This window comes from Mesorhizobium sp. M8A.F.Ca.ET.218.01.1.1 (assembly GCF_004791165.1).
GTDB lineage: Bacteria > Pseudomonadota > Alphaproteobacteria > Rhizobiales > Rhizobiaceae > Mesorhizobium.
Map to the genome: position 1 here is coordinate 326,124 of NZ_SRUZ01000001.1, position 15,251 is coordinate 341,374.

Sequence of the window (15,251 nt, forward strand, 5' to 3'; positions counted from 1 at the left end):
CTGGGGCAGCCGCGGAAATCATGGCCCGCATGCGCCGAAAGCCGTGATGGACTTGGCGCCCAAGCTGTGATTGCGTCTGACCGGCCAGGTTAAAATCGGCACAGGGAGGATCTTGCCGGCGTGCAGGGCTTGTTCATCGTCATCATTGCGATCGCCTATGTGACGCTGCTGTTCGCCATCGCCAGCCTGGGCGACCGCCGCTCGATGATGTCTGGACCCGGCCGCGCGCGGCCCTTCATCTATGCGCTCAGCCTTGCCATTTACTGCACGTCCTGGACCTTCTTCGGCTCGGTCGGCCTTTCCTCGGAACGCGGCCTCGAATTCCTCGGCATCTATACCGGCCCGGTGCTGGTGTTCGTGTTCGGCTTTCCATTGCTCAACCGCATCGTGCGGCTGGCCAAGACCGAGAAGATCACCTCGGTCGCCGACTTCCTCGGCGCGCGCTACGGCAAGAGCTTCACCGTGGCCGCCATCGCCACGCTGATCGCCACCATCGGCGCCGTGCCCTATATAGCCCTGCAACTGAAGGCGATCTCGGGATCGGTCAGCCTGATGGTCGAGCATTATACGGGCTCGCCGCCCTCCTTCGATCCCTTCGTCAGCGACATCTCGCTGGTCGTCGCCATGCTGCTTGCGCTGTTTGCGGTCCTGTTCGGCACACGCCATGCCGACGCCACCGAACACCAGGACGGGCTGGTGCTGGCGGTGGCGGTCGAGACGGTGGTCAAGCTCGCCGCTTTCCTGGCCATCGGCCTGATGGTCACCTTCCTGATCTTCGGCGGCCCCGGCGACATGTTCGACCGGCTGGCGCAGAATGGCCAGGTACGGCAGGCAATGGGCTATTCGACGTCGCTCGCCACCTGGCTGGTGCTGACCTGCCTGAGCGGCTTCGCCATCATCCTCTTGCCGCGGCAGTTCTACGTCACCATCGTCGAGAACCGCAGCGAGGCGGAACTGCGCACCGCGACATGGGTGTTCCCGCTCTACCTCGTGGCGATCAACCTGTTCGTGCTGCCGATCGCCTTTGCCGGCCTGACGCTGGTCGGGACAAGGACGAGCAGCGACCTTTACGTGCTGTCACTGCCGCTGTTCAGCGGCCACGATTTCCTGGCCATGGCCGCTTTCATCGGCGGCCTGTCGGCGGCAACCGCCATGGTCATCGTCGAGAGCGTGGCGCTGTCGATCATGATCTCCAACGACCTGATCATCCCGCTGTTCGTGCGCCGGCTGCTGCGGACGACCACTTCCGAAAACGAGGACTGGTCGACGCTTATCCTCAATGTACGGCGTGGAGCGATCTTCATCCTTTTGTTCATCGCCTTTCTCTACTATCGCGAGAGCACCAACAGCGCCCGGCTGTCCTCGATCGGCCTGATGTCCTTCGCGGCGATCGCGCAATTCGCGCCGGCGCTGGTCGGCGGGCTGATCTGGCGCGGCGCCAACGGCCGCGGCGCGGCGCTCGGCATGGTCGCCGGCATCCTGGTCTGGGGCTACACGCTGCTGGTGCCGTCGCTCGTCCCACCCGATACCGGCATCATCGTGCATGGACTGTTCGGCTTCGAGGCGCTGCGGCCACAGGCGCTGTTCGGCACCGTCGCCGAACCGCTGAACCATGGCGTGCTGTGGAGCCTGTCAATCAACGCGCTGTTCTTCGTCTTCGGCTCGCTGTCGCGCGCGTCGGTGCCGCTGGAGCGCATCCAGGCATCGATCTTCGTGCCGCGCGAAGCCGGCCCGATGCCAAGCCTGCGCCGCTTCCGCACGGCCATCACCGTCAACGACCTCAAGGATACCATCGCACGCTATCTCGGCGTCGAACGCACGGAACGCTCCTTTCAATCCTTCGAGAAGAGCAACGGCACCTCGCTGCACGGCAACGAGCAGGCGAGCATGGACGTCATCCGCTTTTCCGAGCAGCTTTTGGCCAGCGCCGTCGGCTCCTCCTCGGCGCGGCTGATCCTGTCGCTGCTGTTTCGCCGCCACGACCGCGAATCCCGCGACGCCTTCCGCCTGCTCGACGACGCCACGGAAGCGCTGCAGCACAATCGCGACCTGCTGCAGATCGCGCTCGACCAGATGGAGCAAGGCATCACCGTCTTCGACCGCGATTTCCGGCTGATCTGCTGGAACAGGCAATACCGGGCGCTGTTCGACCTGCCCGACGAGATGGGCCAGGTCGGCGTTTCGCTCGACCAGATCCTTCGCCATCTCGCCGAGCGCGGCGACATCCCCGCCGACCAGCGCGTGGCGATGCTCAACCGGCTGACCAGCTTCGTCAGCCCCTGGCAGATGGAGCTGAAGACCAGCGGCCGTATCCTCGAGCTGCGCTCCAACCCGATGCCCGATGGCGGCATCGTTGCCACCTATGCCGACATCTCCGGACGCGTCGAGCAGGACCTCGCGCTGAAGCGCGCCAATGAATCGCTGGAACAGCGCGTCAAGACCCGCACCATCGAGCTGACCAGGGTCAACGAGGAATTGACCCGGGTCAACGAGGAACTGGCGCAGGCACAGATGCTCGCCGAGGAGGCCAATCTCGGCAAGACGCGCTTCCTTGCCGCCGCCGGTCACGACATCCTGCAGCCCTTGAATGCCGCCCGGCTCTATTGTTCCTCGCTGATCGAGAAGGCCGGCAAGGGTCCGGCCGGCAAGGCGGCCATCAACATCGAATCCTCGCTGGAATCGGTCGAGACCATTCTGGGTGCCGTGCTCGACATTTCGCGCCTCGATGCCGGCGCGATGAAGCCGGACGACACCGCCTTCAGCCTTGATGGCCTGCTGCGCCAGATCGGCAATGATTTTCGTCCACTGGCCGCGGAGAAAAAGCTTGGCCTGACGATCATGCCGTCGTCGCTGACGGTAACGACGGACCGTAACCTGTTGCGCCGCCTGATCCAGAATCTTGTCTCCAACGCCATCAAATACACCCGCCAGGGCCACATCCTGGTCGGTGTGCGGCGGCGTGGCGAATTGGCGGAGATCCAGGTCATCGACACCGGCATCGGCATTGCCGGCGACAAGCTGAACACCGTCTTTCATGAGTTCACCCGCCTGGACGAAGGCGCCCGCGAAGCCGAAGGTCTTGGCCTCGGCCTCTCCATCGTCGACCGCATCGCCAGGGTATTGCGGCTCGAGATTCGCATCTTCTCCAACCCGGGCAAGGGCACGCGCTTTTCCGTCATCCTGCCGGTGACAGCCGCGCAGGAGTCGCGACGCGAGGTCGAGACCCGGGCGCCGGCCCGCGCGGCGGCTTCGCTGTCGGGGCTGCATGTGCTGTGCATCGACAATGACATCCGTATCCTCGAAGGCATGCGGCTGCTGCTGGAAGGCTGGGGCTGCAACGTCGCCACGGCGACCGGCTCGGGGGATCTGGAGAAGGTCGCGGTCCAACGTCCGGACATCGTGCTTGCCGACTACCATCTCGACCGTGAAACCGGACTCGACGTTATCATCAAGCTGAGGGCGACGCACGGTGACGACCTGCCGGCCGTGCTGGTCACGGCCGACCGCTCCAACGAGGTGCGGGCAGCCGCGGCGAGCCTCGACATCCCGATGATCAACAAACCGCTGAAGCCGGCGGTGCTGCGGTCGATGATGGCCAGGTTCAGGCCGATGGTGCGGGCGGCGGAGTGACGCCGGAGCTGTCGGTGCGGCTCGGCTGAACACCCCGGCAAGGACGACGACCCGATCAGCATGCTGCTCATCGAGCAGCCGTAGGCGTTAACGTCAGACGACGCGCAATCCGGCCATCATCGCTGAAACGGGCACGGGACTTACGCGTCGGACAGATTGTCGGCCCCTTGCGAGTTGCGGAACCGGGGCCGCGTGGCGGTGGCCGTTGCCGGCGGGCGATGCTCGCGAAAGGCCATGGCCAGCGTGCGCAGTGCCTCGCGCGACTTGATGTCCGAAAGCGTCGAAAGCAGCACGATCTCGGATGCCGGCAGTGGCGGCAGCCCGAATTTCCGGCTGACCTCGATCGTTCCGGGCGGCGCCAGCCGGCAGGAAAAGACCGATGTGGCGAGGCCGGCGGTGACGGCCTCGGCCACCGCAAAGGAGCCGCAGCCAAGGAACACTTCCGTCCAAGGAATTCCGACCGCGTCGAGCGCGCCGGTCGCGATGTTGCGGATGCCGCAGGATGGCGAGGATGCGGCCAGGTGCAGCGGCTCGCCGGCCCGGTGGACGAAACCCGGAGCGGCGTACCAGCCGAAATGCTCCGGCGCTAGCACCTCGCCATCGCGACGGTCGTCCTCACGGCGGATGATCGCCGCATCGAGCTCGCCGCGGTCGAACGCGTCGAGCAGATCGTGTGAATCATCGAGCCGAACCTCGATGGTGAGGGCAGGATCATGCGCGTTGAGCCGCGCCAGCAGGGTCGGAACCTCGGCGCCGCCGACATGGGTGGCGATGCCGAGCCTGAAGCGGCGGCGGACAGCGGTCAGGCTCGCGACGGCGCGGTCGTGCGCGGCAAGGAAATCGCGCGCCGGCTCCAGGAATATTTCGCCTCGCGTGGAAAGTCGGACCAGCCGGGGCGTCCGCTCGATCAGTCTCTGGCCAAGCCGGTCCTCAAGCCGCTTCAGCCTGACGCTGACCGCGCCTTGCGTGCTGCCGAGCGCTTCGGCGGCACGCGTGAAGCTACGGAGATCCGCAACGGTGACGAACGCCTTCACCGCTTCTACGTCCAGCGTCATGTCAGCTATCTCGCTTTGTTGTCACTGAAATAGCCAACCATGCAATTTTCAAATGATCAAGCCTGCCCTAACTGTGCAGTGCATGGCAGGCGTCAGCAGATCGCCGCGCCCGGGAATTCGAAAGGTTTGACCATGGCTGTCCTCACCCGCCGAGGCATCGTCGTCCTGTTTGCCGCTTGCCTGGCATGCCTGATGTTCGGGCTGGAGATTTCAAGCGTCCCCGCCATCCTGCCGACGCTGGAAGAAGTGTTGCACGCGGACTTCAGGCAATTGCAGTGGGTGATGAACGCCTACACGATCGCGGTCACCACCGTGCTGATGGCGGTCGGCACCATCGCCGACCGTTACGGGCGCAAGCGCGTCTTCCTGGTCTCCATCGCCGCCTTCGGCCTGACGTCGCTGATCTGCGGCCTGGCGGACGACGTATCCACCTTGATCGTCGCCCGGTTTCTGCAGGGCCTGAGCGGCGGCGCGATGCTGATTTGTCAGCTCGCCGTTCTGTCGCACGAATTCAGGGAAGGCCGCGAGCGCGCGGTGGCCTGGGGATGGTGGGGCGTCATCTTCGGTGTCGGTCTTGGCTTCGGGCCCATCGTCGGTGGCGGCATCGTCGCGATCTCGAGCTGGGAATGGGTGTTCCTCATCCATGTGCCGGCAACAGTCATGGCGTTTGTGCTGGCATTGACCGGCGTCCATGAATCGAAAGATCCACAGGCGGGCAAGCTCGACCTGGCGGGCATCGTGACGCTGTCGCCATCGGTCTTTTGCCTCGTCTTCTACATCACGCAAGGACCGGATCTCGGTTTCGCCAGTCCGACGGCACTGGTGATCCTCGGTGTCTCGATCGCGAGCTTCATCGCCTTCCTCATCGCCGAAAGGATCAGCAAGCGGCCGATGTTTGATTTCTCGGTCTTCCGGATCCGGCCGTTTTCCGGCGCCATCGTCGGCTCGGCGGCGATGAACCTCTCCTACTGGCCTTTCATGATCTACCTACCGATCTGGTTCCATGCCGGGCTCGGCTATGACAGCCTTTCCACCGGCCTTGCCTTGCTCGCTTACACACTGCCGACGCTCATGATGCCGCCCTTGGCGGAGCGGCTTTCGCTGCGCTACCAGCCTGGCGTTGTCATCCCGGCGGGGCTCGCCGTCATCGGCGTGGGGTTCATCGCGATGAAGTTCGGCAGCGCGGCCGCCGAGGCCAGCTGGCTGACGATGCTGTCTGGCTGCCTGATCGCCGGAACCGGCCTCGGGATCACCAACACGCCCGTCACCAACACGACGACGGGTTCGGTTTCGAGCGACCGCGCCGGCATGGCGTCGGGCATCGACATGAGCGCCCGCATGGTTTCGCTGGCGCTGAACATAGCGGTGATGGGCTTCATCCTTGCAAGCGGCGTGCTGGCACATCTCAGCCGAGTGCTGCCCGACCTCGATGCCGCCCAGCTGCGTCTCGCCGCCGAAGGGATCGCAGCCGGAAATCCCATCCCTGGTCTACCCGATCCGGTCATGCGCGACGCGCTGCGAAATGGCTTTGGCTGGGTGATGCTCTATGGCGGCATCGGCGTCTGGATCATGGCCGCCGTCAGTTTCATGGTCTTCAGCGTCCGGCCGGTGCGGCGAGCCGAAGTTGAGTGTTCCGATTGAGCCGAGGACGCCGGCGCTCAGCCCGCCGGCTGCAGGGGGTCGCTGCCGATCTTGGACAGCAGGATCACCGCCTGGGTGCGGCTGTCGACGCCGAGCTTCTGCAATATGGCCGAGACATGCGCCTTGATCGTGGCCTCGGAGACGCCGAGCTCATAGGCGATCTGCTTGTTGAGCAGGCCCTCGGCCAGCATGCCCAGCACGCGGGTCTGCTGCGGCGTCAGCGCCTGCAGCCGTTTGATCAGGTCCGATATTTCGGGATCGCGTTCGACGCCGAGATCGACGCCGACGGGTGCCGCGATATCGCCCGCAAGCACCGACTGCACCGCGCCGCGGATTTCCTCCATGCTGGCCGACTTCGAGATGAAACCGGAAGCGCCGAGATCGAGCGCGCGCCGGATGGTCGCCGGATCGTCATGCGCCGACACCACGACCAGCGGCACCGCCGGATGGATGCCGCGCAACGAGATCAGGCCGGAGAGGCCGCTGGCGCCAGGCATCGACAGGTCGAGCAGCACCAGATCGACATCTTCATTGGCCACGACCAGCGCCTTGGCACTCTCGAAATCACCGGCCTCGTGAATGGCGGTGACATTGCCGATGCCGGCAAGCGCCTCGCGCAGGGCGCCGCGAAACAGCGGATGATCGTCGGCGATGACGAAAGAATAGCCTGACGGCAAATGTCCCTCCCCGAATCCCCGATTTACTGCTTTTTGCGGGATCAGTCGGATGATTATGAGGGGCAGCGCGCTGTTTTCAAGCGGCAAAGCCAACGCGCCGCGTTTTCCTTGTCTCTGGCGCTCAAGTCTTCTGCGAGTTGAGCTGGGCGCCGCTATCCTTGTCCATATCCTTGACGATGCCCATGAAGCCCTTCAGGAAGCGCTCCATGTAGCTCATCGTCTTGTTGAAATCCTCCTCGCTCGGCAATTTCGATTCGAGGCGGGCGGAGAGCGAATTCTCCAGCCTGGTGACGCGCTCGTCCATTGCCTTCATCGAGGTCTGCAAGCGATCGACCTCATCCTGGTAAGCGGCGCGTTCGTCGGCCGCCATCTTGCAGACGAGCTGGCCCGAACGCTCTTCGCAGATCGACATCGCGCCGGTCTGGGTATCCATGCGAATATAGCCGGTGGCCGACTTTTCCAGCCGGTAGCGGTCGGTTTCTTCCGAATAAGCTGAAGCCGCGACCAGTGAAACGAGCGCGGCGGGGATCAAGATGTGCTGCAGACGCATGTCGTCCTCCATGGCCAAAGCCTGAAATATCGCATCTTTGCGCCGGAAATGGGGAAGACCCTTGGCCTGGCCTTCCCCGGACGACTGGTTCGGATTATAGCGCAACCATGTCACAGATTATCTACAAGATAACTCCGCAAGCGCCTTGGCGCGAGGCCGAAGCCAATGGCCGCTTCACCGGCGCGCCAATCGACATCGCCGACGGCTTCATCCATTTCTCGACGGCAGAGCAGGCAGCGGAAACCGCGGCAAAGCATTTTTCTGGCCAGACCGACCTTCTGCTGGTCGCCGTCGACGGCGCCAGCCTGGGTGATGCGCTGAAATACGAGGTCTCGCGCGGCGGCGCGCTGTTTCCGCATCTCTATGGCGTGCTCGACCCGAAGGCGGTGCTGTGGGTCAAGCCGCTGCCGCTCGGTGCCGACGGTAGCCACCAGTTCCCGGCCCTGGAGGGGCAATGAGCGTGCTCGACCGGATCGGCCAGAAGCTGCTGTTCACCTTCGATCCGGAAACCGCGCACGGCCTGTCGATCGCGGCATTGCGCTGCGGCCTGCCGGTCGGCGCGCGGACGGTACGCGATACAAGGCTGAAGATCAGCCTTTGCGGCCTCGATTTCCCCAATCCGCTTGGCATGGCGGCCGGCTACGACAAGAACGCCGAGGTGCCCGACGCGCTGCTTGGGCTGGGCTTCGGCTTCGCGGAGGTCGGCACCGTCACCCCCCTGCCGCAAGCCGGCAATCCGAAGCCGCGCATCTTTCGGCTGACATCGGATGAAGCCGTCATCAACCGGCTGGGCTTCAACAATGAGGGCCACGCGGCGGCCGAAAAACGCCTTGCCGCGCGCAAGGGGCGCGGCGGCATCGTCGGCGTCAACATCGGTGCCAACAAGGACAGCACCGACCGCGTCGGCGACTATGAGCGCGGCGTCGCCCGCTTCGCTCCCCGTGCCAGCTATCTCACCGTCAACATTTCCTCGCCCAACACGCCAGGGCTGCGCACCATGCAGGCGCGCGAACAGCTCGGCGAGCTTTTGTCCCGCGTCATGGCCGCGCGTGCCACAGCAATCGCGCGGCCGCCGGTCTTCCTCAAGATCGCGCCGGATCTGGTCGAGGCCGAACTGGAGGATATCGCCGCCGAGGTCATCGAAAAGCGGATCGATGGCATCATCGTTTCCAACACCACGATTTCCCGGCCGGCGCTGCGCAGCGGCAATGCCGCGCGGGAGACCGGCGGGCTTTCGGGAACGCCGCTGTTCGAGCGCTCGACCATCGTGCTGGCAAAAATGCGCAAGCTCGTCGGGCCGGACATGGCCATCATCGGCGTCGGCGGCGTCAACTCCGCCGAAACCGCACTGGAAAAGATCCGCGCCGGCGCCGATCTCGTCCAGCTCTACACCGGCATGATCTATGCCGGACCGGCGCTGCCGGGCCGGATCGTCGCCGGGATGGCGCGCTTTGCCGAGACAGAGAAACTCAGGTCGATGCGCGAGTTGCGCGACAGTCATGTCGATCGATGGGCGTCGAAGCCGCTCAGCTGAACGCGGTTTGTATCCGCAGCCGCAGAATTGTCAGCAGGCTCAATCCCCGCACCAGCAGGAAGACGTGCAGGGCCGCCCACAGACCGGCATTGCCGAAGGCGGGCGCCAGCGTGATCAGCGCGGCGGCAAAGACGAGAAATGACAACAGCATCATGTTGCGCATGTCGCGCGACCATGTCGCGCCAATGAAGACCCCATCCATCTGGAAGGCGAGCACGCCACTCAGCGCGGTGAACGCCGCCCACGGCAGATAGACATCGGCCACCTAGCGGACCTCCTGCGATGTCGTCACGACAGCGACCAGATTGGCACCCGCCAGCAACAGCACCAATGTCGCGCCGCCGGCCAAGCCGAAGCCCCAGAACAGGGTCAGACGGACCGCCTGCCGGAAGGGTTGCGCCGCCCGCGCGCCGATGGCGCGGCCGGCCAGCTGTTCGGCGGCGGTAGCAAAGCCGTCGAGGAAATAGCCGGCGACAAGAAAGAAATTCATCAGCACCGCATTGGCGGCGAGCGTCACCGTGCCGAACTCAGCGCCCTGGCGGGTGAACAGCGCGAAGGCGGCAAGCAACGAAAACGAGCGGATCATGATGTCGCGGTTGAGCGACAGCATGTGCCGGAAGGCGCCCATGTCGAGCAGGCGGTGGCGAGGCAAGGGCGGGCTGGATCGGAACCGGCGCACCACGATCGCGAGACCAAGCAGCATGGCGAGGAATTCGCCGGTGGCGGTTGCCCAGGCGACGCCGGAAACGCCCCAGCCAAGTTCCAGGCCGAGCAGGAAGCAGAGCGCGATGTTGATGCCGTTGAGCACCAGTTGCAGGACAAGCCCGAGCCCGCCCTCGCCGCGGCCCAGCACGTAACCGAGGACGGCGTAGTTGATCAGCGAGAAGGGCGCGGCGAGCAGCCTGATCCTGACATAGACACCCATCGCCTCGCTGACGCGTGGCCCGGCGTCCATGAACCATTGGGCGCCAACGGCAATGAGCGGCGAAAGCGCTGCCAGCACGACGCCGGCAACGACCGCGATCAGCACGGCGCGCCAGAACACCGCCTGTTCCTCGAGGGCGTCGCCACGCCCGAAGGCCTGGGCGACGAGGCCGGTGGTGCCCGAACGCAGAAAATTGAAGGTGGTGAAGACGACGTCGAAAGCCAGCGCGCCGGCCGCCAGGCCGCCAAGCAGGGCGGCATCACCGAACTGGCCGACGACAGCCGTATCGACCAGGCCGAGCAGCGGCGTCGTCAGATAGGCGAGCGTCATCGGCACGGCGATGGCAAGTACCGAGCGATTGGTGACGGAAAAGGCTCTGGCGTCGGCTGGGATGGCACCGTTGTCCAAAGGATTGCTGCCTTGCTGATTGCGGCTTGATCGGGGAACCGATGTGCCCCATTTTTTGGCCACCGCGCAATCGTCCTTCCGCGACGGCCAACCGAAATCCCGCTCTGGCGCGAAACCGTCCGACCCAGTTTGATGCCCCTGCAGATCGTCCACCACCCCGACTACGACGCCGGCTTTGCCACCAACCATCGCTTTCCGATGAGCAAATATCCGCTGCTGATGGAGGCCTTGCGGGCACGCGGCCTGATCAGCCCCGGGGCGCTCAACACAGCCGAACCCGCGCCCGCGTCATGGCTCGGGCTCGCCCACGCGGCGGACTATGTAGACCAGGTCATCCGCTGCGCCGTGCCTGAAAAAATCGAGCGGGAGATCGGTTTTCCGGTCGGCCCGCGCGTCTCGCTGCGCGCACAGCTTGCCGCCGGCGGCACGGTGGCGGCGGCGCGGCTTGCCTTGCGCCACGGCATCGCCTGCAACACCGCCGGCGGCAGCCATCATGCGCGGCGCGCGCAAGGCGCCGGCTTCTGCACCTTCAACGATGTCGCCGTCGCCTCGCTGGTTCTGCTTGAAGAGGGCGCCGCACACAACATCCTGGTGGTCGACCTCGACGTGCATCAGGGCGACGGCACGGCGGACGTTCTGAGCGATGAGCCGCGCGCCTTCACCTTTTCCATGCATGGTGAGCGCAATTACCCCGTCCGCAAGATCGCCTCGGACCTCGACGTCGCGCTGCCCGACGGCACGGGCGACGCCGCCTATGTCGAAAGGCTGGCCGCGACCCTGCCGGAGCTGTCGGCGAGAGCGCGTTGGGACATCGTCTTCTACAACGCCGGCGTCGACGTCCATGCCGAGGACCGGCTCGGCAGGCTGGCACTTTCCGACAACGGCCTGCGCGCCCGCGACGAGATGGTCATAGGCCATTTTCGGGCGCTCGGCATTCCTGTCTGCGGTGTCATCGGCGGCGGCTATTCCACCGATGTGCCGGCACTTGCCGCGCGCCACGCCATCCTGTTCGAGGTGGCCTCGGGGTACGCCTGAAAGTCATTTCCGGTAGTTGGCGATCCTGAGCAGGATGAAGGCCGGCACGACGATCGCGGCGCCGAGCAGGATGTAGCCGAGGAAGCGGTCGATGGCGTGGAAGCCGAGATTCCAAAGGTCGATGAAGAACTTCTGGATACCGTAGAACACATCCATCGGCGACCAGCCGAAGGCGTTCATGACTAGGCCGACGAGAAAGGATACCACCAGCAGCTTCAGGACAACCCTGAGCGGCGAGTCGCCGAGAAAGCGCGTCAGTGCGGACAATGCCGTCTCCCGATTGAGATGCCCGGACTCATGGGCACGGCCAAGAGATACGTGCTTGGCGGCCATCCAGCAAGCCGGCACGAGCCAGGACCGTTGCTAGCGTCCGGCTGCCGTGGAAAGCCCGCAGCGCTCGAGCATCTGCCCCAGAGGCGAGCCCTGTGGAACGGTGCGGCCGATCATCCACTGGCGGAGCGTATGGTCGAACAGATGAATGCACAGCGTACGCGGAGTGCCGATATCCGAAAGCGAAAGGTCCGGATCGAGCAGCATTGCGACCTGATGGTGACTAAGCGGATAGAAGACGTCGATGGGAACCGCGTGACCGATGTCGCCGGTTCTGCTGGCGAAATAGGTGAGCGCCTCGGGGCCCAGCCTGCCCCAGCTATAGTTGGAAATGTGGATCGGCAGGCCGATGAATTTGCGCAACCTGTAGCGCATCAGCCTGGAGCGGTTGAGCCAGGGCACGATGTAATACGGATCTTCCGCGAATTTCAGCATCTCAAGCAGTGTCTGGTTGCCGGCCGGCAATTTCAGCACGGCGCCGTTAAGTTGGTCGCTCGACTGGTAACCAAGGATATAGTCCTGTTTCGGGATGGGCTTGAGACAAAACACGTCGCAATCGACGTACAGGCCGAGCCCTGCTTCCAGGATCTTCAAGCGGTAGAGATTGGAAAAGAGGGACGGACTTCCGTTCGACCTGTAGTAGACGATCCGCTCCCTTGGCATCAGTTTCGACGCGTCGACCGTTTCGACGCCTGGCGGAACATTGCGTGGGGTGTCGTAACAATGAAGATGCACCCGGTGGCCCGCCAGCACGAAGGAACGCAGGCACGCGGCATGCAGGTCGTCCAGGGATGCTCCGATCCAAACGGCATTGACGACAGGTTCGATGGCGCCATCCGGCGCTGCTTCCGGATGTTGCCTGTCCATGCCGATCACTTGCCCTCGATGCCCCTGACCTCTGCCGTGAAATCGCGGATGATCCTGGCGGGCGACCGAAGTTCACGCATGGCTGCCCTGTATCCGGCCGCCCGTTCCTCGAGCTCCCGCATGGGCTGCCAGAGGTCCTTCAGGAGATCGAGCCCAGGACCGCCATATGGGCGAAAATACCGCCCGGCAACCGCATCCAGCGAGCCTGCCGGCACCCCGACCGGCACGCAGCCGGCATAGGCGCATTCGACATATTTCATCAGCTCGACATTGTAGCGCGTCCCGCAAAGGAAGAAGTGGCTGAATTGCGCCGCAAGACCGATGTAGCGCGCATGCGTGAAGTCATGACGGGGTGGCTTGCCATGTTCGGGATATCCCGGGTGTTTCAGGTCGAAGATGAACAGTCGCAGCCAAGGAAAGCGCGCACGCCGGCGACGCAAGGCATAGCGCACCGGGTATAATGTTCTGGAATTGCTGCCCGACAGGAAGACCCCGCGGCGACGGCCGGCCAAGGGAATCTCGACCTCCCGCGAGGTATCGTAGGGATAGGGCAAATGGACCACGCGAGAGACTTTCAGCGTCCCTACGAATGCCAGGAATGGCCCCTCGGGATCATAGGTCGTGGCATAGTGAACGCCGGGATGGTCGGCGCAATCGAAGATGAACCTGACACAGGGGTTGGTTGTCTCCGGCATGTCCGAATCGCTGACCCGGAAAAAGAGCGCGGGCCTGTCGCTTGCGGGGACCGCCAGGTGCTTTTTCAGCACCTCGACGTCTCCGGGCTCCAGGCGATTGTCGACGACGGCGACCTCGCAATGGCCCCTGCCGATCTGGCTGATCGGCCGGGCCTCCCATGAAAACGGCCTGGCGAAGGCCGGGCCCACGCCTGGGTAGATCGCCTTGTCATATGGATGCGTGTCCGAATGGAAATAAATGATTCGCAAAAGCAAATTCCCCCGAATTGCCTGGCACCAGCGAACCGAAGCCCCGCCCTCGAGGCCGATTGCCGTCGGATTTTGTACGCTTCCGCGCGTGAGGCGGGCAACTGGGAAGCCTGTTCATGTCAAACAAGTGATCGAGTTTCCCGGTTGCCCGAGATTCGCAATTCTTAAATATGGGTAAACAATTTCATTTTAATTTATTGAAAATAAAGCACAAAATCGCCGTTTTCCAGTTTTGCGCAATGTGCGTGCAATTTTCACTTGCGAGATACCAGGCGTCTTTCAGGTGACGGACCGCGCGGCGATCTACCCGTACCACATAGCCGGCGAAAGCCGGTCCCAGAACCGCGCGGCCATCCAGAAAGACACCAATCGGAGCTGACCGCCCCAATGGTCAGGGTCCTCAGCAGTTAACCAGCGTATCGGGTGCGGATGCGCGTTTGTGTTGGAGTAATGCAGTGTCCCCTCAAGCAAAGATCGTCCTGACGGCGGGTGCCCTTGCCGTCTGCCTCCTCGGGCCGGCAACAGCCGCCGACCTCTCGCCTGCCTACAACGACCCTCCTGCCTCCCAATGGAGCGGCGCCTATGTCGGCGTCCATGGCGGCACGGCATTCACGGGAATGCCGAACCCGTTCGCCGGCCGAAACGGCTTCAGCGGCGGCGTCCAGGCAGGCTACAACCAACAGATGGGCCCGGCGGTTCTCGGCGCCGAGATCGAAGGTTCCTATCTGGGCGGTGCCGAGCACAATGTCCAGGGCGGCAAGATCAAGGAAAAATGGCGTGGCGCGGCCAAGGCGAAGGCCGGCGTGAGCTTCGACCAGACGCTGCTGTTCGGAACCGGCGGCGTGGCCATGACCAGGTTCGACAAGGGCGACGGCGTGAGCAGCAGCGACGGATGGAAGGTCGGTTACCTCGTCGGCGCCGGCATCGAGCAGGGCTTCGCCGGCGGCCTCTCGGCCAAGGTCGAGTACGACTATGTCCGCACCCCCGACGTGGAAACGACGTCGGCCCTTGGCAGGTCCAAGGAGACGATCGGCAGCCACGAGCTGAAAGCCGGCATCAACTACCGGTTCTAGAAACAGCAGGCGGCCGACCTCGATCGCGCGATGGCCGCGGCATCGCGCGATCTTCTTGTTCTTGATGCCTGGACGCAGACATCCCGCCCGAGGCGACGAAGCATTCCATGCTTGTCGCAATGTCGATGTAATCTTCGCAATCTAGGTCGCCTGCGTGAATTTTCACCATGGGAATCAGCAATGTCCACGCATCGCCCGGGCCGACGGACGTCCAAGCTATTGTTCATTGCTATCGCGCTCGCATTGGCGGGCTGCGCCTCCGACATCATGAAGAACTATGTCGGACAGCCGGTCGAATCGGTCGTTCTGGATTACGGGCCGCCAACGGCGATCGTCGACCTCGGCCGGGGAGAACGCGCCTATCAGTGGCGCCAGGTCTCGACGTCAGCGGTTTCCGGGACATCCAGCGGCGAGGTTCGCCACACAAAACACCGAACCGTCTATGAAGAGACCGAAACGCCCGGCTATATCGAGCGCAAGGAATGCTTCTACACATTTTACGCCCGCGCTTCCGGCGGCCGCTGGTTCATCACCAATTTCCGCCGGCCGAAGCTGGAATGCGAGTGAACCGCCGTGCCGCAA

At 64.0% G+C, this 15,251-nt stretch carries 13 protein-coding genes and 1 pseudogene; 7 read left to right on the forward strand and 7 right to left on the reverse strand.

Annotation, left to right across the window (positions count from 1 at the left end):
* The first annotated feature begins 120 nt into the window (after positions 1–120).
* Positions 121–3,630 carry a PAS domain-containing hybrid sensor histidine kinase/response regulator gene (locus tag EN861_RS01615; RefSeq protein ID WP_135862018.1) on the forward strand — a complete coding sequence of 1,170 codons (3,510 nt, stop codon included), beginning with the start codon at positions 121–123 and terminating at the stop codon, positions 3,628–3,630.
* Between the two features lie 140 nt (positions 3,631–3,770).
* Here the strand turns inward: EN861_RS01615 and EN861_RS01620 are convergent, their stop codons facing one another.
* On the reverse strand, positions 3,771–4,685 hold the full coding sequence (locus EN861_RS01620) for a LysR family transcriptional regulator (RefSeq protein WP_189343535.1): 915 nt from the start codon (positions 4,683–4,685) through the stop codon (positions 3,771–3,773).
* A 132-nt stretch (positions 4,686–4,817) separates the two neighbouring features.
* On the opposite strand from EN861_RS01620, the gene EN861_RS01625 reads away from it, so the two are divergent.
* Positions 4,818–6,326, forward strand: a complete 1,509-nt coding sequence (locus tag EN861_RS01625) for an MFS transporter (protein ID WP_135862022.1) — start codon at positions 4,818–4,820, stop codon at positions 6,324–6,326.
* Positions 6,327–6,343: 17 nt separating this feature from the next.
* Here EN861_RS01625 and EN861_RS01630 read toward each other — a convergent pair whose 3' ends face one another.
* Positions 6,344–7,003: a response regulator transcription factor gene (locus tag EN861_RS01630; RefSeq protein WP_127870796.1), complete on the reverse strand. Its 660-nt coding sequence runs from the start codon at positions 7,001–7,003 to the stop codon at positions 6,344–6,346.
* 121 nt (positions 7,004–7,124) lie between these two features.
* On the reverse strand, positions 7,125–7,553 hold the full coding sequence (locus tag EN861_RS01635) for a hypothetical protein (protein ID WP_127870795.1): 429 nt from the start codon (positions 7,551–7,553) through the stop codon (positions 7,125–7,127).
* Positions 7,554–7,660: 107 nt separating this feature from the next.
* Between EN861_RS01635 and EN861_RS01640 the strand changes: the two genes are divergently transcribed.
* Both EN861_RS01640 and EN861_RS01645 read left to right on the forward strand, forming a co-directional pair.
* Complete coding sequence (locus EN861_RS01640; RefSeq protein ID WP_127870794.1) at positions 7,661–8,011, forward strand: DUF952 domain-containing protein; 351 nt, start codon at positions 7,661–7,663, stop codon at positions 8,009–8,011.
* Complete coding sequence (locus EN861_RS01645; RefSeq protein ID WP_135862024.1) at positions 8,008–9,087, forward strand: quinone-dependent dihydroorotate dehydrogenase; 1,080 nt, start codon at positions 8,008–8,010, stop codon at positions 9,085–9,087. The genes EN861_RS01640 and EN861_RS01645 overlap by 4 nt, the downstream gene beginning before the upstream one ends.
* Here EN861_RS01645 and EN861_RS01650 read toward each other — a convergent pair.
* Positions 9,080–10,420 (reverse strand): annotated as a pseudogene (locus tag EN861_RS01650) (MATE family efflux transporter). The gene EN861_RS01645 and the pseudogene EN861_RS01650 sit on opposite strands and share 8 nt — an antisense overlap.
* A gap of 132 nt (positions 10,421–10,552) precedes the next feature.
* Between EN861_RS01650 and EN861_RS01655 the strand changes: the two are divergent.
* Complete coding sequence (locus EN861_RS01655) at positions 10,553–11,455, forward strand: histone deacetylase (RefSeq protein ID WP_135862026.1); 903 nt, start codon at positions 10,553–10,555, stop codon at positions 11,453–11,455.
* A gap of 3 nt (positions 11,456–11,458) precedes the next feature.
* Here the strand turns inward: EN861_RS01655 and EN861_RS01660 are convergent, their stop codons facing one another.
* From EN861_RS01660 to EN861_RS01670, 3 genes are all read right to left on the reverse strand, one after another.
* The gene (locus tag EN861_RS01660; RefSeq protein ID WP_127278856.1) at positions 11,459–11,722 is read right to left on the reverse strand and encodes a DUF6460 domain-containing protein; all 264 of its coding nucleotides are present in this window, start codon (positions 11,720–11,722) and stop codon (positions 11,459–11,461) included.
* 96 nt (positions 11,723–11,818) lie between these two features.
* Positions 11,819–12,652, reverse strand: a complete 834-nt coding sequence (locus EN861_RS01665; protein ID WP_127278855.1) for a galactosyltransferase Lgt5 — start codon at positions 12,650–12,652, stop codon at positions 11,819–11,821.
* Between the two features lie 5 nt (positions 12,653–12,657).
* Positions 12,658–13,596, reverse strand: coding sequence for a hypothetical protein (locus EN861_RS01670; RefSeq protein ID WP_135862028.1), 939 nt, complete (start codon positions 13,594–13,596; stop codon positions 12,658–12,660).
* A 455-nt stretch (positions 13,597–14,051) separates the two neighbouring features.
* On the opposite strand from EN861_RS01670, the gene EN861_RS01675 reads away from it, so the two are divergent.
* The gene (locus EN861_RS01675; protein WP_135862031.1) at positions 14,052–14,669 is read left to right on the forward strand and encodes an outer membrane protein; all 618 of its coding nucleotides are present in this window, start codon (positions 14,052–14,054) and stop codon (positions 14,667–14,669) included.
* 180 nt (positions 14,670–14,849) lie between these two features.
* Positions 14,850–15,236, forward strand: a complete 387-nt coding sequence (locus EN861_RS01680) for a hypothetical protein (protein ID WP_135862033.1) — start codon at positions 14,850–14,852, stop codon at positions 15,234–15,236.
* Positions 15,237–15,251: the final 15 nt, after the last annotated feature.

Coding starts and splice junctions, on each gene's coding strand:
- EN861_RS01620 (WP_189343535.1), bottom strand. CDS start 4,685: ATGACGCTGGACGTAGAAGCGGTGAAGGCGTTCGTCACCGTTGCGGAT.
- EN861_RS01625 (WP_135862022.1), top strand. CDS start 4,818: ATGGCTGTCCTCACCCGCCGAGGCATCGTCGTCCTGTTTGCCGCTTGC.
- EN861_RS01635 (WP_127870795.1), bottom strand. CDS start 7,553: ATGCGTCTGCAGCACATCTTGATCCCCGCCGCGCTCGTTTCACTGGTC.
- EN861_RS01640 (WP_127870794.1), top strand. CDS start 7,661: ATGTCACAGATTATCTACAAGATAACTCCGCAAGCGCCTTGGCGCGAG.
- EN861_RS01645 (WP_135862024.1), top strand. CDS start 8,008: ATGAGCGTGCTCGACCGGATCGGCCAGAAGCTGCTGTTCACCTTCGAT.
- EN861_RS01655 (WP_135862026.1), top strand. CDS start 10,553: ATGCCCCTGCAGATCGTCCACCACCCCGACTACGACGCCGGCTTTGCC.
- EN861_RS01665 (WP_127278855.1), bottom strand. CDS start 12,652: ATGGACAGGCAACATCCGGAAGCAGCGCCGGATGGCGCCATCGAACCT.
- EN861_RS01680 (WP_135862033.1), top strand. CDS start 14,850: ATGTCCACGCATCGCCCGGGCCGACGGACGTCCAAGCTATTGTTCATT.